At 47.8% G+C, this 22,394-nt stretch carries 23 protein-coding genes; 22 read left to right on the top strand and 1 reads right to left on the bottom strand.

Translation table 11 applies throughout. The features are described 5' to 3' along the window. The first annotated feature begins 11 nt into the window (after positions 1 to 11). From M662_RS15645 to M662_RS15560, 18 genes are all read left to right on the top strand, one after another. Positions 12 to 1,124, top strand: a complete 1,113-nt coding sequence (locus M662_RS15645; RefSeq protein ID WP_008633285.1) for an amidohydrolase — start codon at positions 12 to 14, stop codon at positions 1,122 to 1,124. Position 1,125: 1 nt separating this feature from the next. Next, positions 1,126 to 2,244 (top strand): o-succinylbenzoate synthase, encoded by a 1,119-nt coding sequence (gene menC / locus M662_RS15640; protein ID WP_026578093.1) that lies wholly within the window; start codon positions 1,126 to 1,128, stop codon positions 2,242 to 2,244. A gap of 9 nt (positions 2,245 to 2,253) precedes the next feature. Further along, positions 2,254 to 2,949, top strand: a complete 696-nt coding sequence (locus tag M662_RS15635; RefSeq protein ID WP_035388296.1) for a hypothetical protein — start codon at positions 2,254 to 2,256, stop codon at positions 2,947 to 2,949. Positions 2,950 to 3,026: 77 nt separating this feature from the next. Further along, positions 3,027 to 3,245, top strand: a complete 219-nt coding sequence (locus tag M662_RS15630; protein ID WP_008633280.1) for a helix-turn-helix domain-containing protein — start codon at positions 3,027 to 3,029, stop codon at positions 3,243 to 3,245. Positions 3,246 to 3,401: 156 nt separating this feature from the next. Then, a complete protein-coding gene (locus M662_RS15625; protein WP_008633278.1) occupies positions 3,402 to 3,914 on the top strand; it encodes a DUF6141 family protein in 513 nt (170 codons plus the stop codon). Between the two features lie 11 nt (positions 3,915 to 3,925). Beyond that, positions 3,926 to 4,768 carry a metallophosphoesterase family protein gene (locus tag M662_RS15620; protein WP_026578095.1) on the top strand — a complete coding sequence of 281 codons (843 nt, stop codon included), beginning with the start codon at positions 3,926 to 3,928 and terminating at the stop codon, positions 4,766 to 4,768. 11 nt (positions 4,769 to 4,779) lie between these two features. Then, positions 4,780 to 5,097 (top strand): hypothetical protein, encoded by a 318-nt coding sequence (locus M662_RS15615; protein ID WP_051348917.1) that lies wholly within the window; start codon positions 4,780 to 4,782, stop codon positions 5,095 to 5,097. Continuing rightward, the gene (locus tag M662_RS15610) at positions 5,097 to 5,501 is read left to right on the top strand and encodes a YhfM domain-containing protein (RefSeq protein WP_026578097.1); all 405 of its coding nucleotides are present in this window, start codon (positions 5,097 to 5,099) and stop codon (positions 5,499 to 5,501) included. Before M662_RS15615 ends, M662_RS15610 begins: the two co-directional genes overlap by 1 nt. Positions 5,502 to 5,658: 157 nt before the next feature. Further along, complete coding sequence (locus M662_RS15605; RefSeq protein ID WP_026578098.1) at positions 5,659 to 6,678, top strand: LacI family DNA-binding transcriptional regulator; 1,020 nt, start codon at positions 5,659 to 5,661, stop codon at positions 6,676 to 6,678. Between the two features lie 112 nt (positions 6,679 to 6,790). Next, complete coding sequence (locus M662_RS15600) at positions 6,791 to 7,555, top strand: sugar phosphate isomerase/epimerase family protein (RefSeq protein WP_008633268.1); 765 nt, start codon at positions 6,791 to 6,793, stop codon at positions 7,553 to 7,555. Between the two features lie 27 nt (positions 7,556 to 7,582). Continuing rightward, entirely contained in the window at positions 7,583 to 8,848 is a 1,266-nt protein-coding gene (locus M662_RS15595; RefSeq protein WP_008633266.1) for an ABC transporter substrate-binding protein, read from the top strand. Positions 8,849 to 8,899: 51 nt separating this feature from the next. Continuing rightward, entirely contained in the window at positions 8,900 to 9,853 is a 954-nt protein-coding gene (locus M662_RS15590) for a carbohydrate ABC transporter permease (RefSeq protein ID WP_008633264.1), read from the top strand. Then, positions 9,850 to 10,671: a carbohydrate ABC transporter permease gene (locus tag M662_RS15585; RefSeq protein ID WP_008633261.1), complete on the top strand. Its 822-nt coding sequence runs from the start codon at positions 9,850 to 9,852 to the stop codon at positions 10,669 to 10,671. The genes M662_RS15590 and M662_RS15585 overlap by 4 nt, the downstream gene beginning before the upstream one ends. A 25-nt stretch (positions 10,672 to 10,696) precedes the next feature. Then, on the top strand, positions 10,697 to 11,803 hold the full coding sequence (locus M662_RS15580; RefSeq protein WP_035388298.1) for a Gfo/Idh/MocA family protein: 1,107 nt from the start codon (positions 10,697 to 10,699) through the stop codon (positions 11,801 to 11,803). Then, positions 11,800 to 12,843, top strand: coding sequence for a Gfo/Idh/MocA family protein (locus M662_RS15575; RefSeq protein WP_026578099.1), 1,044 nt, complete (start codon positions 11,800 to 11,802; stop codon positions 12,841 to 12,843). Before M662_RS15580 ends, M662_RS15575 begins: the two co-directional genes overlap by 4 nt. A 145-nt stretch (positions 12,844 to 12,988) precedes the next feature. Continuing rightward, positions 12,989 to 14,059 (top strand): peptidyl-alpha-hydroxyglycine alpha-amidating lyase family protein, encoded by a 1,071-nt coding sequence (locus M662_RS15570; protein ID WP_026578100.1) that lies wholly within the window; start codon positions 12,989 to 12,991, stop codon positions 14,057 to 14,059. A gap of 335 nt (positions 14,060 to 14,394) precedes the next feature. After that, positions 14,395 to 15,138, top strand: a complete 744-nt coding sequence (locus M662_RS15565; RefSeq protein ID WP_026578101.1) for an SDR family NAD(P)-dependent oxidoreductase — start codon at positions 14,395 to 14,397, stop codon at positions 15,136 to 15,138. A gap of 5 nt (positions 15,139 to 15,143) precedes the next feature. Then, on the top strand, positions 15,144 to 15,569 hold the full coding sequence (locus tag M662_RS15560) for a GNAT family N-acetyltransferase (RefSeq protein WP_035388300.1): 426 nt from the start codon (positions 15,144 to 15,146) through the stop codon (positions 15,567 to 15,569). Positions 15,570 to 15,674: 105 nt separating this feature from the next. On the opposite strand, the gene M662_RS15555 is transcribed toward M662_RS15560, so the two are convergent. Continuing rightward, the gene (locus tag M662_RS15555) at positions 15,675 to 16,835 is read right to left on the bottom strand and encodes an ROK family transcriptional regulator (RefSeq protein WP_026578103.1); all 1,161 of its coding nucleotides are present in this window, start codon (positions 16,833 to 16,835) and stop codon (positions 15,675 to 15,677) included. 122 nt (positions 16,836 to 16,957) lie between these two features. Between M662_RS15555 and M662_RS15550 the strand changes: the two genes are divergently transcribed. From M662_RS15550 to M662_RS15535, 4 genes are all read left to right on the top strand, one after another. Further along, positions 16,958 to 17,968 (top strand): TRAP transporter substrate-binding protein, encoded by a 1,011-nt coding sequence (locus M662_RS15550; protein ID WP_008633245.1) that lies wholly within the window; start codon positions 16,958 to 16,960, stop codon positions 17,966 to 17,968. A 219-nt stretch (positions 17,969 to 18,187) separates the two neighbouring features. Then, positions 18,188 to 18,670, top strand: a complete 483-nt coding sequence (locus tag M662_RS15545; protein WP_026578105.1) for a TRAP transporter small permease — start codon at positions 18,188 to 18,190, stop codon at positions 18,668 to 18,670. Between the two features lie 11 nt (positions 18,671 to 18,681). Further along, positions 18,682 to 19,980 (top strand): TRAP transporter large permease, encoded by a 1,299-nt coding sequence (locus tag M662_RS15540; RefSeq protein WP_026578106.1) that lies wholly within the window; start codon positions 18,682 to 18,684, stop codon positions 19,978 to 19,980. 23 nt (positions 19,981 to 20,003) lie between these two features. Further along, the gene (locus M662_RS15535; protein WP_026578107.1) at positions 20,004 to 22,394 is read left to right on the top strand and encodes a glycoside hydrolase family 31 protein; all 2,391 of its coding nucleotides are present in this window, start codon (positions 20,004 to 20,006) and stop codon (positions 22,392 to 22,394) included.

Here is a 22,394-nt window from a genome sequence, read left to right as displayed (position 1 = left end):
AGGACTCACCATTGCAACACGAAGATATTCTACGAACCTATGAAGATTTGCATAAGCTTGCAGAGCCTAGTGGAAAAGAGCAGAATACTTCCGCCTATCTGAGGGGAAGGCTTGAGGCGGCTGGTTTTGCCCTCCGTACATTTCCGGACCATCACGGTTTTTATGCTGAGTTAAGCGGGGAAACGAATGCCGTGATCGCCCTGCGTGCCGATATGGATGCACTGCTCCAGGAAGTGGACGGGGAAGTGAGGCCGAACCACGCTTGCGGCCATGACGCCCACAGTACGATGGTGCTGCACACCGCTTTAAGAGCTGTGGAGTCGGGGCATTCTTACCATCATACCCTGCGGTTTATTTTTCAACCCGCAGAGGAAATTGCGGCCGGTGCCCTGCAGATGCTCAAGGGAGGAGCTCTGGATGACGTCCGGTTTCTTGGAGGGATTCACCTCCGCCCGGCGAAGGAAGTACCGAACAAAAAGGCGGCGCCCGTTATTCTCCACGGATCGATCGTCACACTGAAAGCCGTCGTACGTGGTGTTCCTGCCCATGCCGCCCGTCCGGAATTTGCGAATAACCCGATCGAAGCTGGAACCAGACTATTGGAAGCGTTGAAGCAGGTTCACATCGACCGTCCGTATTCGTTCAAAGTGACGGAGTTCCATGCTGGAGAAGCATCCAATGCCATTCCTGAAAAAGCCCGTCTCACGTTCGATGCACGGGCAGCGGAGACAGGGACTTTGGATGACATCATGAAACAGGCGGAGACGCTTATGAGACAGGTGGCTTTGGACACAAAGACAGACATCGAATGGGAGTGGGTGGAATTTTCCCCTGCTGCAGTCAAGCACGAACAAGCGGTGGCACTTGCTGAAAAGGCGATCGGAGTGGCTGTCTCGGATGATGCTGTCGTCCCGCCGTGTGTTTCTCCGGGGGCAGAGGACTTCCACTTTTACACGCATCACCAAAAAGGGCTGCCGGCGACGATGATCGGTCTTGGATGTGGACTTGAGCCGGGACTTCATCATCCGAAAATGACTTTCGATACATCCGCGCTCTTCACCGGAGTCGACATTTTGGAGGCGCTGCTTCTGGAAGCGGACCACGTCACCTGGGAGGGGAAATGACATGAAAATCAACGAAATCATACTAAGACACATAAAAATGGATCTCCTCCACCCGTTTACGACGAGTGTGGGAACGGAATACGATAAGGACGTCCTTATTATTGAAGCAAAGACGGACAGTGGGTATTCCGGATGGGCGGAGTCGGTATCCATCAAGGAGCCGATCTATAATGAAGAAACAATCGGGACCAATCTGCCGATCATGAAGGATTTCCTTTTCCCGTTGGTGCTGGAGGAAGCGCTGGACCATCCGTCAGAGGTTGCAGAACGTTTCCGGTCGATCCGGGGGAACTTCAATGCAAAGGCAGCCGTCGAACAGGCTGTCTGGGACGCTTATGCGAAGGAAGAAGGGCGTACATTGAGTGAGGTACTTGGTGGCACCAAGAAGGAAATTGATGTCGGTGTCAGCATTGGAATCACAGAAACGAAGGAAGTCCTGCTTGAAAAGGTGCGGGACTTCATCGATGCAGGATATAAACGGATCAAGGTGAAAGTGAAACCGGGCTGGGACATGGACGTGTTGGAAGCGATACGGGAAACTTTCCCCGACATCGAGCTGATGGCGGATGCCAACTGTGCTTATACATTGGAGGACATCGATCACTTGAAGAAGTTTGATCGTTTTGGACTGATGATGATTGAACAGCCGCTCGACCATGACGATATCATCGATCACGCCAAGCTGCAGAAGCATTTGCAGACACCGATCTGCCTGGATGAAAGCCTGCATACGAAAGAGGACGTCAGGAAAGCGGTGGAGCTCGACAGCTGCCGAATTGTCAACTTGAAAGTAGGTCGTGTCGGAGGTCTGACGGAAACGCTCGCCATCCATGATCTGTGCATGGAGAAAAACATTCCAATGTGGTGCGGTGGTATGCTGGAAACGGGAATCGGCCGGGCGCACAACATAGCGATCACCTCGCTTGAGGGATTTACATATCCCGGAGATACGGCTCCATCCTCTCATTATTGGGAGAGGGACATCATTTCTCCAGCGGTTGAAATGAAGGATGGGATCATCCACGTTCCCGACAGACCAGGAATCGGCTATGAGCCGGACGGTGACTACATCGAAACGATCACCCTGTATAAAGAACGATTCACAAGCATCAGGAAATGAGGGATCATCATGAAAGCACATGGAGAAATCATCCACCACCCGACAGGCAGAGTATCCGTTTATCATGTGCGGCGTTTAGGAGCCGAAGATATTGAGGATCTGCTCCACATGCAGATGATCGTCGAAGCGCAGGTTCAGGAAAAAGACACGCTCCAACCGCTCTCGAAACAGGAATTTAACACCATTTTAGAAGGAGCCGGGCTGTTGATCGGTGTCTTTGTCGAGGAGGAACTGATCGCCTTTCGGGCACTATGGTACCCAGGTCCGGATCCGGAAAACCTCGGCATGGATATCGGCCTTCCGGAAGAAGAGTGGGACCTTGTCGTTCATCAGGAAATTTCCTGTGTCCGGCCGGATTATCGCGGGAACCGGCTCCAGAAACGGATGGGGGCATGGATCATGCAGGCCTTTCGTGAAGAGGATACCGACAAAGCGCATCTCTTGTGCACGGTTCATCCGCGGAACATAAGCAGCCTGAAGGACAAACTTGCCCAAGGCATGGCGATTGTCCGTCTGAAAGAGAAGTACGCCGGTATGCTCCGTTATATCCTGTACCGCCCGGTGTCAGGCGTATGGGAATGGGAGGACGAACGGGAGAAGGTCGTGCAAAGAGCGGATCTCACTGCGCAGAAGGAGCTGCTTGCAGCCGGCTACTACGGAGCAGAATTAATGGATGACTGTCTCATCTTCCGTCGTTCCAAATAGTTGGTGATGAAACAGGGAATCTTTTTCTTTTTTCTTCATTTTGTTTAAGATAAGAAGTAAGAAAGGGGGGGTGTGTCATGAGTAAAAACATTGAAGGGTTTCTATATACCCGCATAGCGGAGATCCGTGAGCAACAAGGAATGACCCAGAAGGAGCTTGCTGATAAGTCAAATTTGACCGTCGATCAGCTCGATGCTATTGAAACGTCTGATTTTGATAGGTACGAGGGGAATAATATCGATCTTAAATTGATTGCCGAGGCTCTTAACGTTGAGTACCGGGACGTTATTAGATAACAAGAAATCCCCCATGCGATCTTTACATTCTATATTATGAATGTAAAGATTACATGGGGTTTGTTAAAATATAGAAATGGGGAACGTTTTGTTCTCTTTGTACATAATGGGGAAGGGGAAAATTTATGAAGGAATGGACGTGTTGGAGGTTAATGGGTGGACGGTAAACAGAAGAACTCCGTCTATGAAGAAGTACAATGGCCCGGCAGGTGGTTCTTTTTCGTGATAATCGGGACGGTTACCGGTATTTTTTGGTATGCATTCATCCAGCAGATTTTGTTGGGTGTTCCATTAGGAGATCAGCCGATGACAGATTCCGGGTTGATTCTTGCCTGGGTAGTTTTTGGAATCCTCCTTCCTTTGTTTTCTTTAAAGGTGAATATGACGACACAGGTCCGGGACGACGGCGTGTATGTCAAACTGTTTCCCTTCCACTTGAGATACCGGAAGTTTCTACATGCGGATATTGAAAAGGTCTCTTCCATCCGTGTCCGGTCCCTCGTCCGTTTCGGGGGATGGGGTATCCGGGTCAATTTTTCGGGAGAAAAGCTCTATAATACCGGCGGCAGGGAAGGCGTAGAGCTGACACTGAAATCGGGAGAAGTCGTGGTGATCGGTTCCCGGAAAGCAGAAGCACTCGCCGCAGCAGTTCAAAAGAGAATAGATTAGGAGGAAGCGTTATGCCTATCATTGCGTTGCTTGCCGATGTCCATGGCAACGGAACCGCCCTTGAGGCGGTGCTGCAGGACGCGAAACGGCAAGGGGTAACAGACTATTGGTTTTTAGGAGATTTGATCATGCCCGGCCCGGGAGCGGATGACTTATTCGAGCAGTTGGATCAGGTACGCACTTCCGCCTATGTCCGCGGCAACTGGGAGGATGGCTTCCTCGACGTCTTGAAGAAAGATATAGACATCGGGAATGCTACGGATCTTTACGTTACACGACTCACAAAATACCTTTGTGAAAGATTGAATCCTTCCTACATCGATCGGATAAAAACGCTGCCGCTTGTCCAGACGAAACAGGTCAACAAGCTGCATATCCACCTGAGCCACCACCTGCCGGATAAGAACTACGGAGGAGACCTGTGGCCCTCCCATCCTCAGGAAGGGTTTGACCGCTTATTTGACGATGGCCATGATGTCGCGATTTACGCGCACACCCATCACCCGCTTCTGCGCTACAGTACAAACGGACAGTTGATTATCAATCCCGGCACCGTCGGCCAGCCTTTTTTTAAATGGGGAAAACTGAACGGGGACCTCAGGGCACAGTATGCCCTCCTTGAAATCGATGAAGATGGAATAGCGGATGTAAGATTTCGTAAAGTTGCCTATGACGTGGAACGGGAACTGGCGATTGCCAGGGAGAAAAAACTGCCGTTTTTCTCCCTGTATGAAGAAGTCCGGGAAACGGGTGTCACCCATACCCACAATCACGATCTATTACATAAGCTTCACGCAGAAAACGGCGGGAAGGCGGAGCTCATCGCCTATTTTGAAAATTATTACTGGACGTAAGGGGGCAGAAGATGTTTTGGATTTCATTCTTCCTTGTGCTGATCGGTCTTCTTCTCTGTGGAACCGGCTTATCTGTCGCAAAGAAAGGAAAGACTGCATTTATCGCCGGCTATCATACCACCTTCCATCCGAAAGACGAGCCTAAGCTCGCAAAAAGATTCGGCTTCCTGCTCTGTCTGTTCGGGGTGGAGACGATGGTCTTCCCCCTGTTCTATGCCCTCGGGTGGATGGAAGGGACGCATTATGCCATGCTTGCGGTTTTAAATATTATGCTGGCCCTGTTTTTCCTGGCAATGGATCAATGGGGAAGAGGTTCAGGAGGGAAATAGTGAAAAAAGTAATCGGAGTTTTTCTTGTGGTACTAACGTTGACCGCCTGTCAATCGGAAGATAAGCAGATGGAACTGCTCGGTGACGTGTCATTGATTGAGGTGTCGGAGTCAAGAGGCTATGGCGGCTTGAACGAAAATCATTTCACGGTACTCGATCAGAAGGAGACAGTTTCCAGATTCGAGAAAATTACGGAAGAGACCGTCGCCGTCAAACAGGACATCGACGTGAACGGAACGAAACCGGACTATGACCTGCTTGTCCGCTATGAAAACGGGGAAACGAACGGCCTGCAATGGAAGATGGATGGAGAGAGCAGTCGGCTGACCTATGCAGGACACGAGTCGGAGGCGTACGAGCTGAACGCCGAAGAGACGAATCAGCTGCTTGATATGTTGGAATAAGTCCGCATTCAGCGGGCTTTTTTTATGGAGGAAGAAAAAATCCCGACATCCATTTTAAAAATTCAGAATATTTTCCGGATAGTATTGCATTTCCAAAACGAATCGCTTACACTGTTTGTAATCGATTACATTTTGACACAGGAACAGGAGCTTACTTATGGCGAAGATGAGTGATGTAGCGAAACTTGCCGGTGTTTCAACGGCAACGGTATCGCGCGTGCTGCGCAATCCCGAAGCGGTAAAGCCGGTGACGAAAGCGAAAGTGGACCAAGCGATTGAGCAGTTGAATTATGAGCCGAATATGCTCGCCAGGCATTTCCGACGCACGGAGACGAATACGATTCTCGTCCTTGTGCCGAACATCCGTAACACGGTGTTTGCAGAAATCGTCGGCGGTATTGAGGAAGAAGCGTCTGTCCACGGATATCGTGTCCTGCTCCGCAATACCAACAACCAGTTCGGCAGCGAGTATGGATCTGTCGAACACTTGAAGCAGCGGCAGGTAGACGGGATGATCATGCTGTCTCCTAAAATGGAGGAGCGTCTGATGCTGGAAATTTCAAACGAGTTTCCAATCGTGCTTGCGACCGCTCATTTGGCATCTTCGAACATACCGTTTGTGTCGATCGATAACAAAAAGAGTGGCTGGAAAGCAACCGAGCATATCATCCGCCTCGGCCATAAACGAATTGCCTGTATTTCAGGGCCGCTTCGCATGCCGCTGTCCGAGCTTCGTTACGAAGGCTATCGTCAGGCGATGATCGAGCACGGCCTCGGCGTCGATGAACGGTTCGTCCGGGAAGGGGACTTCACCTATGAATCCGGGTATGAACATATGACGTCCTTACTTTCCCAAGCCGAACGTCCGACTGCTGTCTTTGCAGCAAGTGACGACATGGCGATTGGAGCGATCAATGCAGCGTCTGCTGTTGAGTGGAAGGTACCGGAAGACCTGGCAGTTGTCGGGTTTGACAATATCCAGTTTGCATCCATGTACAATCCGCCTCTGACAACCATTGCGCAGCCGTTTTTCGATATGGGGAAACGGGCGATGGAGCTTCTGTTGAAGAAGCTGAACGGGGAAGAAGTCACGAAGATGGAGCATCTATTGTCGGATGAATTGGTGATCCGTGAGTCGTGCGGGGCGAAGCAGCAAAAGAAGGTAGTCCCGCTGTAATATCATTGGTTAGTAAAATGTAATCGATTACAAACGGGGTGAGCTATCATCATCCTTTTTTAAAAAACCTTTTTGTAATCGTTTACATTAACAAAATAAAGGAGTGTATCAAATGACAAAGATTCCAGTAGCTGTACAAATGTTCACCTTGCGTAATGAAAGTGAAAAAGATTTCAAGGGGGTGCTGAAGCAAGTGGCGGACCTCGGTTATGACGGGGTGGAGCTTGCCGGGCTCGGCGGCCTGCAGGCAGAAGAAGTGCGGGAAACGCTCGACCTTCTCGGGTTGAAGGCGGCATCCAGTCATATTCCGCTCGACGTACTGGAAGAGGGAATCGACGGCGTCATCGAAGAGCAGAAAATCCTTGGAAGCAAGCATATCGTCTGCCCATACCTGCTTCCGGAGCAGCGGACGAAGGAACATTACGAGCATTTGGTAAGCGTGTTGAATAAAGCAGGGGAGAAAGCTCATGCAGCAGGCATCACGCTTTCCTATCACAACCACGACTTCGAGCTTGAAGCATGGGAGGACGGTACGACACCGCTTGCCTATATTTTGAAAGAGACGAATCCGGAGTGGGTGAAGGCGGAGTTTGATATATACTGGCTGACGAAAGCGGGAGAATCACCAGCCAAATGGCTCGAGAATTACCAGGGTCGGACGCCACTCGTCCACTTGAAGGATATGACGACAGATGGAGAGCAGTTCTTCGCAGAGCTTGGAACAGGCGGTGTCGATATCGAGCGCGTGCTTGAACTCGGCGGAAAGAACGGGGTGGAATGGTGGATCGTAGAACAGGATCAATCGAAGCAGTCCCCGCTTGATAGCATTGCGGAAAGTTTCCAGTACCTGCAGAAACAAAACGTGACATCCGTTTGATCAAATCATTATAAAGGAGCGGTTCTATTGAAGAAACTGGCGATGTTAATGATGTTGTTCTTGGTTTTGATTCTGACTGCGTGCAGCGGTTCTTCCAATTCTGCAGGAGGAAGCGAGAAGAAGGTGCTTGAGTTCTGGCACATCGATCCCGGCGAGAAGGAGAAGGTGTATGAAGAAGCAGTCGAGCGCTTTGAGGAGAAGCACCCGGATGTCGAGGTTAAAGTCCTTCGGATCCCAAACGATGCGTATAAGCAGAAGCTGTCTGTTGCCATGTCCGGCGGCAACCCGCCTGATGTATTCAACAGCTGGGGCGGCGGCTGGCTGAAACAATTCGTTGATCAAGGAAAAGTGCTGGATGTAACCGAGGACGTCGACAAGTCCCACTTTAATGAATTGGCGCTTCAGAATTCGATGTACGAGGACAAAGTGTACGGCCTGCCACTTGGGCTCTCCATCGACGTCGTTTTCTACAACAAAGAAATCTTTGATAAATATGGATTGGAAGAGCCGAAGACATACCAGGAATGGCTTGAAATCAACGATACGCTCAATGAGAACGACATCATTCCAATCGCCCTTGCCAACAAGACAAAATGGCCAGGCGCATACTACCTCATGAACTTCGCAAGCAGAGAAGCGGGTACGGATCTTTTTGACAGCGCTTTCCATAGAGAAGGGAAAGGGTTCGACGATGAGGGGTATGTACAAGCGGGAACGTACATACAGGAAATGGTGAAGAACGATGCCTTTAATGAAGGCTTTAACGGAGTACCTTACGACGAAGGTACAGGACGTCAGCTTTTGTATTCCGGTCAGGCGGCCATGATGGATATGACGATTTCCTTCCTGAACAATGTCCGTATGGAAGCACCTGAATTCGAAGAGAAGCTCGACTTCTTCGTCTTTCCGGAAGTGGAAGGCGGCAAAGGATCCGTCACGGATCTAGGAGCTTCCGCAAGTCCTGTATGGTCGGTATCAGAAAGCTCTGAACACCCGGATCTTGCTACAGAATTAATTCAGGAACTGACAAGTGAAGAAACGGCACAGGCATACGCGGACCGCACCGGTTCCCTTACTTCCATCAATGGAGTGGTTCCGAATGATGAATTCACGAAGAAATTCCATGAAGTAGTGGAAGGCGCGACCCACCTGCAGATGCCTTACGACCAAACTCTTCCTCCAGAGCTTGCCGAGCTTCATAAAGATACGACCCAGGCTGTTTTCGGACTGGAGATGACGCCGGAAGAAGCGGCAGAGAAGATGGAAGCGAAAGCGAAGGAAGTACTGGAATAAAAGGAGGAAGGGGGGCTTCCCCCTTTCCTTCTATTAAAAAGGAGGGATCTTGTGGAAACACATGTGAACAAAGTGGCACGAGCCAAATCAAAAGCAGCTTCCCGAACGAAAGAAAAGACGAAAAACGTCAAGTCCAGGGATATGATGACCATCCTGTTGTTTATCGCACCAGCCTTCATCGTTTATGCCGTCTATGTCCTTTATCCGATTTTTTCTACTTTCCAATATAGTTTGTATGAATGGGACGGTATGAGTGAGATGGTGTTCGTCGGTTTGCAGAACTATGTCCAGCTGTTCCAGGATCCGGTGTTCTGGACGTCGTTGACGAATAATACGTGGGTCGTCCTCGTTTCTGTGTTCGTCCAAATTCCACTTGGCCTGTTAATGGCTTTGATGCTGTTTGCCCCGGTCAAAGGCATCCGTTTCATGAGCAGCGTTTACTTCTTTCCTTTCCTCATGTCGACGGTCGCCATCGGTCTCTTGTGGGTGCTCATGTTCGATCCGATTAACGGTATCGTCAATAATATCGTGTCCCTCTTCGGTGTAGAAAACGTCGCCTGGCTCAGTCAAGCCGACACCGCCATGTTCGCCGTCCTGCTTGTTGTCGTCTGGCAGTTCGCCCCTTTCTATATGATTCTCTTCAAAGCGGCGATCGTCGGTATTCCGGAAGACCTGTATGAAGCAGCCAAGATGGACGGAGCGAACGCTTTACATAAGTTCATCCATATCACGCTGCCGATGCTGATGCCGACTATTGTGAGCAGCTCTATTCTTGCTATCGTCGGATCCCTGAAGGCGTTTGATATCTTCTACATCATGACAGGCGGCGGCCCGAACCATGGGACCGAGCTGATGGGCACCTATATGTTCAAACAGGCTTTCGTCAATTTCAATATGGGGTATGCGAGTGCGATCGCCTTCCTGATGTTTTTCATCGCTTTGATTGTGACCATCATCATTCAGATGCTTGATTTCTATCGTAAAAAGAAAGGAGCACTGCTATGACAGCGACATTCAAGCGCATTCCGTTATATGTCTTTGCCATTCTTCTGCTCGTCTTCACCGGCTTTCCGTTCCTGTATATGATTTCGACGGCATTGAAGACGCAGGCCGATTTCTTTGAAAAGCCGTTTGCCTTCTTTTCTTCCTTCAACTTAGAGAACTTCGCCGCCGTGTTCGAAATGGGGCTGACCCGTTACTTCTTCAACAGTATTCTGATTTCCGTGCTTGCTGTCGGCATCGTCATGTTCATTGCAGCACTCGCGAGTTATCCGCTGAGCCGGATGAAATTCAAATTCAACCGCGTTCTGTTCCTGCTTTTCATCTCCGGGATGATGCTGCCGATCCATGCGACGCTGATCCCGATTTTCAAGTTTACGGAAAACATCGGCCTATATGATACGATCTGGGCGCTGCTCGGACCATATATCGCCTTTAGTCTGCCGATATCGATCTTCATCCTGACACAATTCATGCAGGAAATTCCGAAATCGCTCGAAGAAGCAGCGAAGATGGATGGGTGTACCCACTTTGGCGTGTTCTGGCGGGTGATCCTGCCGATGCTGACTCCGGCATTGATGACGGTGCTGATCTACAACTTCATCCACTTATGGAATGAGTTCATCTTTGCCCTTGTGCTGATCTCAAGTCCCGAGAACATGACGCTCCCGCTTGGTCTCCAAGACTTTAAAGGAGAATTCTCCGTCAACGTCCCAGGCTTGATGGCAGCCCTTACCCTTGCCAGTCTTCCCATCCTGATCGTGTACTTATTCTCTCAGGAGAAAGTCGTGAAGGGACTTGCCGGCGGGGCCGTGAAAGAATAATAGAGAGAAAGAAGAGGTGGAAGAAATGACAATTCGCGCAGGAATAATCGGTTGTGGAACGATCAGCGATATTTATTTGAAAAATAGTCAGGAATTTGCGAGCTTCGATATCATCGCTTGTGCCGATGTCGATCTGGACCGCGCTCGTGAGAAAGCAGAGGCTTACGGCGTCGAGCGCGCCCTCACGGTAACGGAGCTGTTGGAGGACGAAGCGGTCGACGTCGTCATCAATCTGACACCGCCGCTCGTTCATAAGGAAATTACGATGGGAGCGCTTCGAAACGGGAAGCACGTTTACAGCGAAAAGCCCCTTGCCGTCACATTGGAAGACGGCAGGGAAATCCTCGCCTTTGCGGAAGAACAGAATTTGAAGGTGGGTGTCGCTCCGGATACGTTCCTAGGTGCAGGCCTCCAGACTTGTCAGGGGCTTATGGAGAAAGGAGCGATCGGTATTCCATTGTCCGGCCTCGCTTTCATGATGAATCTTGGTCCGGAACGCTGGCACCACCATCCGGAGTTCTTTTACCAGAAAGGAGGAGGACCGCTGTTTGATATGGGACCTTACTATTTGACTGCCCTTATCCAGCTGCTCGGTCCGATTAAGTCCATTATGGCTGTCGCGACGACAAGTCCCGCGGAACGTGCAATTGTAAATGGTCCGAAGCAGGGGAAGGTGCTTTCCGTCGATACCCCGACCCATTATTCCGGGGTGCTCGAAATGGAGCGTGGGTCTCTCGTTACCTTAACGATGAGCTTCGATGCAGCACCGGCGGAAGGCTCGCTGATCGAGCTTTACGGAACAGAAGGGGCTTTGAAAGTGCCGGACCCGAACACGTTCGGGGGCCCTGTTTCCTATAAGAAACGCGGGGAAGATGTCTGGCAGGAAGTCTCCGTTCCATCGGTCTATTCAGAGAACAGCCGCGGAATCGGTCTTGCCGATATGGCGGAGGCGATCAAGCACGGGACGCCGTTCCGAACGCATGGGTCTCTTGCCTATCATGTCCTGGAAGCGATGCATGCCTTCCATACTTCTTCTGATTCCGGAAAGAAGGTGGATCTTACAAGTACGGTGACTCCGTCGCCGCTCCGTGAAGATAGTTATCAAATGAGTGAAAGGATGAATCAATCATGAATAAGATCAGAGTTGGAGTCATCGGCTGCGGCAGTATTGCACAAAAGCGCCACCTGCCGGAATATAAAAAGAATCCGAATGTAGAAATCGCTGCGGTCTGTGATGTCATCAACGACCGGGCGCTGGCTGTAGCAGAATCATACGGCGCCGAGGCGTTCTTCGATTACAGAGAACTGTTGAAGCGGGCGGATATAGATGCAGTCAGCGTCTGCCTCCCGAATGCTCTGCATGCCCCTGTAACCATTGCTGCCCTGGAAGCGAAGAAGCATGTCCTCTGTGAAAAGCCGATGGCTGTATCCAGCGAGGAAGCACAGGCGATGATCACCGCTGCCGAAGCAAACGGGAAGAAGCTGATGGTCGCTCATAACCAGCGCTTCGTCGCTTCGCACCAGAAAGCGAAGCAGATGCTTGAGGACGGAGAGCTCGGCAGAATCTACAGCTTCCGGACGACCTTCGGCCACGGCGGTCCGGAAAATTGGAGCATCGACGGCGCAGACAGCTGGTTCTTCGATAAAGAGAAAGCGTTCGTCGGCGCGATGGGGGACCTCGGCGTCCATAAAGCGGACCTGATCCGCTACCTGCTCGGTGAAGTCGATGAAATAAGTGCATTCGTCCAGACGACTGCCAAAGAGAACACCGAAGTGGATGATAACGCCGTCTGTATCCTGAAGATGGACAGTGGTATCATCGGGACACTGACTGCCAGCTGGTCCTACGTTGCCGGCGGGGACAATGCTACCGTCTTATACGGCGAGAAGGGGGTCATGGAGCTTGAGAACGACCCGGACTATTCCTTCCGAATCCGCTACAAGAACGGAGAAGTCCTGAACTTCGAACTGGATAAAATCCAGACGAATGAGGAAGGCGGTCAGACGACGACCCATGTAATCGATCATTTCGTTGACTCCATCCTTCATGATCGTGAACCTTTGATTACCGGGGAAGAAGGTAGAAAATCATTGCAAGTGATCCTGTCCGCCCTGGAAGCGAGTGAGACGGGAAAAGTGGTGAAAGTGACTGGCCGGGTGCCGGTGAAATAAAGAAGAGAGCGGTTTCCTTAGAAATAGAGGAATCCGCTCTCTTCTTTTTACGTCTCTGGTCCTAGATAAATTAAAACCGCAGCCTGTCGTAATATTCTCTTTGGCCCGCTAAAGTAGGTAAGGGGAAAAGACAGGGGGAGAAAAAATGAAAAGATACATTATCATTCTAGTTATTTCTATATGTGCCGTTTTCCTATGGTGGGGAATGGGAAATATAGAACCTATATACAAAAGATCTATTGAACCAAAAGAGGCTGCTTCTTTCTATGATAACGAGGTATTATGGCCGAGAACAGAGAGCGACAAACAGCTTGCGGGAGAGGCCAGCGGAGTTGCCGTCAACTCAAAGGGAGATATTTATTACTTACATCGGGGAAGCTCTTCTTTTGGTGACAAGTCCTTAGTAGAAGAACCTGCTGTTATCGTACTTGACGGAAAGACGAAGGAAGTGAAGGAAAGATGGGGGAGAAACATATTTCAGTCTCCTCATGGAATTGAGATCGATTCCAAGGATAATGTTTGGATTACAGATATTCTCCAAAACAAAGTTTTTCAATTCAATTCTAGTGGGGAAATGATACGGACATTTGGTTCTGATTACCCGTTTTATATGGAATCTGCTCTCCGCATACGTAACGTTCTTCCGGGATTTCCTACTGGAATGGATGCGTACACGTTTGCTCGCCCGACGGATGTTACCGTTATGGACGACGGATCTTTCGTGGTCAGCGATGGGTACCGTAACAACAGGATTGTTAAGTTTGATAAAAATGGAAAACTTGAGTGGGAACGTAATGAAAGGGGAACGAAATCTGGGGAATTTCATCTTCCTCACGGTATCACACATGATGAAAATGGACGCATCTATGTAGCTGATCGGAGCAATGCGAGAGTACAGGTTTTTGCGAAGGATGGGAATTATATAGAAACCTGGACCCAGGACGAACTGGGACGGCCTTTTGGTATTGATGCAGGTTCAGATGGCAAGATTTATATTGCTGACGGCGGGAATGAATTATATGAGAATGGAGGGAAAGGATCCAATCAAGTTGTCATCATGAATCAACAAGGCCTAATTTTAGAACGGTTTGGTGAATGGGGGTCTGGTCAAGGAGCAATGAAAATCCCGCATGATATTACTGTTCTTCCAAACGGAGACATACTGGTTGCAGATTTAAAAAACAGCAGGCTGGTCACCTTTACCCCTCAACAATAAAAAAAGATAGGTGCCGGAGAAAACGGTTATTCGAGCCATTAAATTATAAACTATGTACCGTCTTCCTGATATGAGAGGACGGTCTTTTAATGTCTTTCATTTATAAATCCTGTTTTCTGCAGAACTACTATTTAGATATAGCTGTTCTTCTCATTATGAATGGGCTCTTTCCACTCGTCGTTTGAGCTTTTTAAGGAAGATGCTCTCTTCATTAAGATTAATAGGATATATTTTCCTGAAATATTTTTCAGAAAAATAAATGTAAACCAATTTTGGAGATAGTATAATGATGGTGTTTACCAATTTTGATAATTTATTACATACAGGAGTAGGAGATGGAACGTGTGTGGAATAGTGGAAAAGTCATTGTCACTGGTGCTGCCTCCGGAATCGGAAAGGCAATTGTTAACCATTGTCTTCAGGAACAGACCGCCGTCATTGCTTGTGATATCAAGGAGGACGCATTGTATGATTTGAAACAATCCATGGGAGGTAAGGAACGTCTGTATACCTATCGACTGGATATAAGTAAATATGAAGATGTGGAGAAGTTCTTTGAGTACGTTACAGAAGAACATCCAGATACGAACGGTTTAGTCAACAATGCCGGCATTTATCTTGCAAAAAACATTATGCAATATGAACCGGAGGAAATAGACCGCGTGCTTGATATCAATATTAAAGGGGCGGTGTATTTTTCCAAGTTCTTCGGTAAATGTCTATTTGAGTCGAAGCGGAGAGGATCGATCGTCAACCTGTCGAGTGTATCCGCTTTGGACGGCAGCACGGATGCCATTTACGGTCTCTCGAAAGCCGCTTTGATCGGCTTAACAAAAAGCTGTGCGATCAATTACTCTCCGTACATCCGGGTTAACGCAGTTGCCCCGACCATCGTTCAGACGCCGATGATGAGCCAAATCCCTGCATGGAGAGTGGAGGAGTATTTGGCAAGTGAACTGATTGATACGCCGGTTCTTCCTGAGGATGTGGCAGATACGGTCGTTTTTCTTTTGTCGGAGAAGGCCAGGCACTATACTGGTGCGACGTTCGATCTGAACAATGGCGGCTATTTGAGATAAGGAGGATGAAGGTGAAAGAATTGGTTTCCAAACAGGAGATTATCGCTGCTTTTCCCGTCATGAAACAGCTCCGGACTCATCTTACCGAATCCGCTTACCTCGATTTGGTGACAGAAGCGCAGCGAGTGGACCGCTACCGTCTTTTTGCGTGGATGGAAGACGAAAAGCTCGTGGCCGTTGCGGGAGTGAAACCGATGACGACACTCTACTATGGACGATTCGTGTGGGTGTGTGACTTGGTGACGGACGAAAAGCACCGTTCGAAAGGCTGTGGCGAGAAGCTGTTAAACGCCGTCCATCACTGGGCTGTTGGAGAAGGGTATGAGAGTGTGGCTCTTTCATCCGGTCTCCAGCGCAAAGACGCCCACCGGTTTTACATGGATAAAATGGGCTATGATCAAGTTAGTTTTGTATTTAAGAAGACTTTATAGCAAAAAAAGTCAGCCTGAACGGCTGGCTTTTTTATGGATCCGCTTATGGGAATGTCGGGCAGTTCTCCTGTAACGTCAGCCACCTCCATATGTCAGCGTCCTGGATTAAAAATAGTTATAGGCCTTCAAGTTCAGCGTTTCTACCTGATAGTAATTTTTTAACGCGAGCATGGCTCCTCCCAAGGAACAGGCATCCTTACCCAGTGTAGACGTAAGAATCGCATCATAATTATTAATCTTAGATGTCAAACGTTGTTTCAGGTGTTCGAGCAGTTCCTGGTGATGGAGGAGGAACTCGCTGTTCAAAATTGTAATTTGCGGATTGAAGATGTTAATGATGTTATTTAGTCCAATCGCCAAGTAATCGAGGAACCTTGTCAAAAGCTCAGGATGATCCTGCCAAACGGAATCATCTATTGTGGTTAAACAGTCAATAGGAACGCCTTTATCGTTCAATGCTCTGATTAACGCCCGTTCCGACGCATACAGCTCCCAGCAGCCTTGATTTCCGCAAGGGCACGGCAGGCCGCCTTTTTCCACGATCATATGACCGATTTCTCCAGCAAACCCCTGATATCCACGATAGATTCGATTGTTCTCCAATATACCGAGTCCAATGCCTGAATACATGGTAACGGTAAATAAATCCGGCAGGGGATGGTTAAATACCTGCTCTGCATACACCGTTAAGTTTGCGTTGTTATCGATGAATATCGGCACGTTAAAATGTTTCTGCATTTCGTCTTTTAATTCAACGTCGATCCAATCCAATTTCGGCGTGTACACCACGTCATTGGAATTATGGACGATGCCGTGGATGCCTACCCCTATGCCAACAAGACCTTTTGGAGAATCCATAATTTTGCATTCCTTGGAAATCGTCTGTAGGGATTTTATGATGTGCTCGATGTTCTCTCCTGATCCTTTTTCTTTCATCTCAATATGGTAAGTACGGATCGGCTTTCCAAGTAAATTGGTTACTTGTACTTGAGTGCTGGGATAGTCGATATCTACACCGATAGTGAATCCTGCATTTTCATTCATCTGCAGTAAAATCGCTTTTCTTCCGCCTCTCGACACATCCGGGGAACGTTCGAGCACCAGTTCCTCCTCCATCATTTGATTAATCTGTGCAGATACGGTCGAGCGATTTAAACCAGTGATTCGCGACAGCTCTATTCTAGAGATGGACTGGTTCTCAATAATTTTTTCAATCAATATTCTCTTGTTTAAAGCCTTGATATAAGTAGCATCTGCTGTATTCATCTGAAAACCCTTTCAAAAAAGTCTTGAAATATTCAATCTTTAAATTTATTATATAGCTAACAGTTTGTTGTGTAAACAAACAAAGTTTTGGAAGCGCCATCAGAATAGGAAAGGGAGTGGAAGTGTTGAAGAAGGTTGTGGTCTGGTCATTAATGTTGGTTGGGAGTTTGCTGCTTCTTGCAGGATGTGGTAATTCGGAGGAAGCTTCAGGTAACGGCAGTAAAACGAAAGAGTTGAAATTAGCACATAACATGAGTGAGGAGCATTCCATACACAAAGCTTTGGAAAAATTTTCGGAGTCTGTAGATGAGAAGACGAATGGAGAAGTGAAAGTGAAAATTTACGCCAATGGAGTGCTTGGTGGAGAGAAAGAAGTCCTGGAGCAGCTGCAAAGTGGTGCGGTGGATATGACGAAGGTAAGTGCAGGAGCATTGGAGAGCTTCTCATCCGATTACTCTATCTTCTCCCTTCCATACCTTTTTGAAAGCAAAGATCATTACCGGGCGGTCATGGAGTCGGACGTTCCGGATAGTATATATCAATCGACGGCAGAAAAAGGGTTTATCGGAATTGGTTACTTTGACTCCGGTGCTAGAAGTTTCTATACAAAGGATACACCAATAGAAAAGCCGGAAGATTTAAAAGGTGTGAAGGTACGCGTGATGGACAGCCCTAGTGCTATTGAAATGGTGGAGTTGTTCGGAGGTACACCGACGCCGATGCCTTACGGAGAAATTTATACGGCGCTTCAACAAGGAGTGGTTGACGGAGCCGAGAGTAATGAAACGGCCTTAACGACAGGAAAACATGGAGAAGTAGCAAAGGTTTTCTCGCGCAACGAACATACAATCATTCCTGATGTTCTGATCATTAACAAGGAAACATGGGAAGGGCTGACAGAAGATCAGCAGAAAGCCTTCCAGGAAGCGGCACAGGAAGCAACAGCATACCATACAGAAATGTGGGATAAATCTATTGAAGAAGCGGTGAAGGAAGCAGAAGAGATGGGCGTGGAATTTTACGATGTAGACAAGGCACCATTTATTGAAGCTGTCCAACCGATGCACGATACATTTAAAGAAGATCCGAAGATGGCTGAAGTAATGGAAGAAATTGAATCATTAAAGCCATAAATGTTTGGAGTGTTTAACTGGAACGTGAAAGCTTGATGGTATAGAACGGTCAGGCTTTCACGCTTCCTACATAAGGTATCTGTTGATAAATAAAATCCACGCACTTATGAAAACGATTTCAATTATGGTGTGTTACACGATACTTGTTGGATATGAAGTTCGGTTCAACCAAAAGAAGTACGGGCTGACGGTGCGTTAGATTGGAGGAAGGAGATACCAATGGTAGATAAAGTGAAAAAAACATTAGACCGCATAATTTTATCCGTAACAACAGTTTTTACTATAGCGCTTGTTCTTGGAGCCCTTTGGCAAGTGGCCAGCCGTTACTTAATCAGCGCGCCCAGCACGTTCACGGGGGAGCTGCTGCGTTTTTTACTTGTATGGACGTCCATTCTCGGGGCCACCTATGCCTTTGGTTCCAATCAACACTTAGCAATCACCTTTATGAAGAACAAGTTTAAAGGGAAGCGGCGTTTAATGCTTCGTATCATCAATGATCTGTTTATCCTTGCTTTTGCCCTTTTGATTATGGTGAAAGGCGGGATGGAAGTAGTAAGCATCACGATGAGTCAAACGACTCCGATTCTGAATCTGCCGATGGGTTACGTTTATTCTATTATGCCGATCAGCGGGGTGCTCGTAGTCCTTTATAAATTATTACTGCTGAAAGAATATCAGCAAGAGTTGAAAGGTGAGGTGTAGAGAATATGGATATAGCTCTACAAGCTTCTCTCGTGCTTTTTGGTGTTTTTTTTCTACTATTAATCATCGGTGTTCCTATCTCAGTAGGAATCGGTGTTTCCTCCTTTGTTACTGCTCTTCTGGTCGTCCCGATGGATGTAGCTGTATTTACAGCAGCTCAGAAGATGGTGCAGGGGATCAACAGCTTTTCTCTGCTTGCCGTCATTTTCTTCATTTTATCTGGAAGCATTATGAACAACGGTGGTATTGCCATCCGGTTGATCAATCTTGCCAAGCTGATCGGAGGTCGTCTCCCGGGCTCTTTGGCACACACCAACGTTGTCGGGAACATGCTGTTTGGCTCGATATCCGGTTCTGCCGTTGCTTCCGCAGCAGCCATTGGTAAAGTAATGACGCCTCTGCAGGAGAAAGAGGGGTATGACAAATCCTATTCGGCGGCTGTTAATATTGCCTCTTCTCCGGCAGGGTTGTTAATCCCACCGAGCAGCGTCTTAATCCTTTACTCTCTGGTCAGTGGAGGAACATCGATATCGGCTTTATTTATTGCAGGTTACCTGCCGGGCATCTTGATGGGTCTTTCTGTCATGATTGTCGCTTACTTCATTGCGAAGAAGCAATCCTATCCAGTTGCAGAACGCCCCAGTTTTTCGCAGGGGGTGAAAGTATTCCTGGATGCTATCCCGAGTCTTTTGTTGATTGTTATCGTTATCGGCGGAATAGTCGCTGGAATTTTCACTGCAACGGAAGGGGCTGCGGTGGCCGTTCTTTATTCGGTCATTCTGGCGGCGGTTTACCGGGAAATTAAGTGGAAGGACATCCCTGGGATACTGACAGAAACAGTAGTAATGACCGGAATCGTCCTGTTTTTAGTTGGAGCTTCCTCCATCATGTCCTGGGTCATGGCCTTTACCGGGATACCAACAGCCATAACAGATCTATTATTACAGGCATCTGAGAATCCTATCATTATATTGTTAATTATGAATATTATCCTCCTTATTGTAGGAACATTCATGGATTTGACTCCGGCCGTTCTGATCTTCACACCGATCTTCCTTCCGATTGCGGTGCAGCTCGGCATGGATCCTGTGCATTTCGGTATCGTCCTGGTGTTCAACCTGTGTATCGGTATTATGACCCCGCCGGTAGGGAGTGCTTTGTTTGTCGGATGCAGTGTCGCCAATGTGTCTATTGAATCGGTTCTTAAGCCGCTGACCAAAATGTTCGTAGCTTTAATTATTGCTTTGATGCTTATCACATACATTCCGTGGATCAGTATGGTGCTGCCGCGTTTATTCGGACTCACTTGATGAGAGGAAAGGAGTAAAGAAGAATGATATCAACATTAACTTTTTGCTTAACCGAACAGAAGCCTAATGTATTAACCTTTCAGGCAGAAGACAATATCGTCCAATTATATATTTTAGAGGAGCGGATTTTCCGTGTGTACAACCGGATGGAATCAGCTCATAGTCTGGGGCAAACGTGGACAATTGCGCCTGGCATGGAGGATGTTCCTTTTGCGGGGCGGGACCGTTTTGACTTATCTCCGTTTTCTTTACCTTCATACGATGTGAAAGAAGAAGAAGGGACGGTTCAGGTATGGACTAACTCCTTAAAAGCAGTCATTCATATGGATGGATTCTGTATCGACTGGTATGAGAAGGATCAAGACAGCTGGAGGAAAATAGCCGGAGACCGCAAAACACAAAGCTATAACTTCAGTAAGCAGCTGGGAGAAGGGGTATCGCACTATATGGAGCGCGATGCCCGGGATCATTACTACGGGCTCGGAGAAAAAGGCGGAAGGATGGACCGACACCATAAAAGGTACCAAATGCGGACGATCGATGCCATGGGATACGATGCGGAACATACAGACCCGTTATACAAACATATTCCATTCTATCTGGTGCATTCTCCGGTAACGGAAAGTTCTTACGGGATTTATTACGATAATTACTCTGACAGCACCTTTGATATGGGGGCAGAGCTGGACAACTACCATGGGTTGTACCGCTATTACCATGCCAAGAATGGCAACCTTGATTATTATTTCATTCTTGGTCCCGAAATCAAAGATGTGGTGGAAACCTACACCTGGATGACCGGCCGGACTATCTTTCCTCCAAAATGGAGTCTCGGTTATTCAGGTTCTACGATGACCTATACGGATGAACCGGATGCTCAGGATCAACTGAAGAAGTTCGTGGAGGCCTGTAAAGCATACGACATCCCTTGCGATTCCTTTCAGTTGTCTTCCGGATATACATCCATCGGAGATAAGCGTTATGTATTCCACTGGAACAAAAGCAAAATTCCAGATCCGCAGGGAATGAACGATCATTTTCATGATCACGGTATCCAAGTATGTGCCAACATTAAACCAGCGCTGCTTGTCGACCACCCGGAGTATGAAAAACTGAAAGACGAGCAGCTCTTCATCAAAGATTACACCGGAATAAATCCGGAGGTCTCCCAGTTTTGGGATGAGCTTGGATCTTACCTGGACTTTACGAATGAAGCAACGATTCACTGGTGGAAGGATCGTGTCAAAGAAACGTTGCTTGCTTATGGAATTGATTCTACATGGAACGATAACAACGAATATGAAATATGGGATGAACGAGCACTGGCGGACGGTTTCGGTAAGCAGGTGCCGGTATCTCTTTTAAAACCGATCCAGACTTTGTTGATGATGAAAGCATCTTATGAAGCGCAGAGAGAGTATGCACCAGAAAGGCGTCCTTATTTGATATCCAGATCAGGCGGCCCTGGTATGCACCGTTATGTGCAGACTTGGTCAGGAGATAATTATACCGATTGGAAAACTATCCGCTACAACCAGAAGATGGGCCTCAGTCTTAGCCTTTCCGGGATTTACAACTTCGGTCATGATGTGGGTGGATTTGCAGGGAAAGCTCCGGAACCGGAGTTATTTATCCGCTGGATACAAAATGGTATCTTCCATCCAAGATTTACGATTCACTCCTGGAACGACGACAAAACGGTCAACGTTCCCTGGATGTACGAAGAACACGTGGAGGAGATCCGCTATTGGATGAAAGAACGTGTCAAGTGGCTGCCTTATCTCTATCACCTGTTATATCAAGCTCATGCAGAACATCAGCCAATGTTGACTCCGACCTTTTACCATTTCGAGAAGGACCCGCATACGTTCGAGGAGAGCGATGATTTCCTAGTAGGTAAAGATCTGTTGGTTGCTAATGTAATGGAGAAGGGGCAGAAAGAAAGAACGGTGTACCTTCCTGAAAATAAGGATGGTTGGTATGACATTGCCTCTCACATATGGCATGCAGGAGGGCAGTCTTTAACTCTTCCTGTTTCCATCCATACCGTTCCATTATTTGCTCAAGGTGGATCTGTGCTCCCGATTCGAGACGGTGCCGTGACTTTCGCAACGAAAGATAAGGACGAGCGGGGACTATTGATTTTTCCTTCTAAGGAAACAGGTGAGAGCAGAAGGAAGGTTTATGAGGATGACGGAGAAACGATGGAGTACGAACAAGGAAACTGCAGTTGGATTAAAACAGTAATGAAAACAACACCGGATGTGGTTCAAGTACATGTAGAACTGGAAGGGAAGTACCGACCTCCATATGAATCTGTGAATCTTTACTTCCCTGAAACAGAGGAGCGGACCATAGAAGTGAATGGAGAGCGATTGACGGAACATACGTATCAATGGAACTTAAATAAATAG

Origin of the sequence: Bacillus sp. SB49, assembly GCF_000469135.2 — a bacterium.
GTDB lineage: Bacteria > Bacillota > Bacilli > Bacillales > Halobacillaceae > Halobacillus.
This window is presented reverse-complemented; position numbering and strand designations above follow the sequence as displayed.

Bases quoted from the DNA above. Each gene is read 5' to 3' on its own strand.
- menC (WP_026578093.1), top strand. From the start codon at position 1,126: ATGAAAATCAACGAAATCATACTAAGACACATAAAAATGGATCTCCTC.
- M662_RS15580 (WP_035388298.1), top strand. From the start codon at position 10,697: ATGACAATTCGCGCAGGAATAATCGGTTGTGGAACGATCAGCGATATT.
- M662_RS15575 (WP_026578099.1), top strand. From the start codon at position 11,800: ATGAATAAGATCAGAGTTGGAGTCATCGGCTGCGGCAGTATTGCACAA.
- M662_RS15605 (WP_026578098.1), top strand. From the start codon at position 5,659: ATGGCGAAGATGAGTGATGTAGCGAAACTTGCCGGTGTTTCAACGGCA.
- M662_RS15620 (WP_026578095.1), top strand. From the start codon at position 3,926: ATGCCTATCATTGCGTTGCTTGCCGATGTCCATGGCAACGGAACCGCC.
- M662_RS15630 (WP_008633280.1), top strand. From the start codon at position 3,027: ATGAGTAAAAACATTGAAGGGTTTCTATATACCCGCATAGCGGAGATC.
- M662_RS15615 (WP_051348917.1), top strand. From the start codon at position 4,780: ATGTTTTGGATTTCATTCTTCCTTGTGCTGATCGGTCTTCTTCTCTGT.
- M662_RS15535 (WP_026578107.1), top strand. From the start codon at position 20,004: ATGATATCAACATTAACTTTTTGCTTAACCGAACAGAAGCCTAATGTA.
- M662_RS15555 (WP_026578103.1), bottom strand. From the start codon at position 16,835: ATGAATACAGCAGATGCTACTTATATCAAGGCTTTAAACAAGAGAATA.
- M662_RS15545 (WP_026578105.1), top strand. From the start codon at position 18,188: ATGGTAGATAAAGTGAAAAAAACATTAGACCGCATAATTTTATCCGTA.
- M662_RS15560 (WP_035388300.1), top strand. From the start codon at position 15,144: ATGAAGGTGAAAGAATTGGTTTCCAAACAGGAGATTATCGCTGCTTTT.
- M662_RS15585 (WP_008633261.1), top strand. From the start codon at position 9,850: ATGACAGCGACATTCAAGCGCATTCCGTTATATGTCTTTGCCATTCTT.
- M662_RS15600 (WP_008633268.1), top strand. From the start codon at position 6,791: ATGACAAAGATTCCAGTAGCTGTACAAATGTTCACCTTGCGTAATGAA.
- M662_RS15635 (WP_035388296.1), top strand. From the start codon at position 2,254: ATGAAAGCACATGGAGAAATCATCCACCACCCGACAGGCAGAGTATCC.
- M662_RS15570 (WP_026578100.1), top strand. From the start codon at position 12,989: ATGAAAAGATACATTATCATTCTAGTTATTTCTATATGTGCCGTTTTC.
- M662_RS15565 (WP_026578101.1), top strand. From the start codon at position 14,395: ATGGAACGTGTGTGGAATAGTGGAAAAGTCATTGTCACTGGTGCTGCC.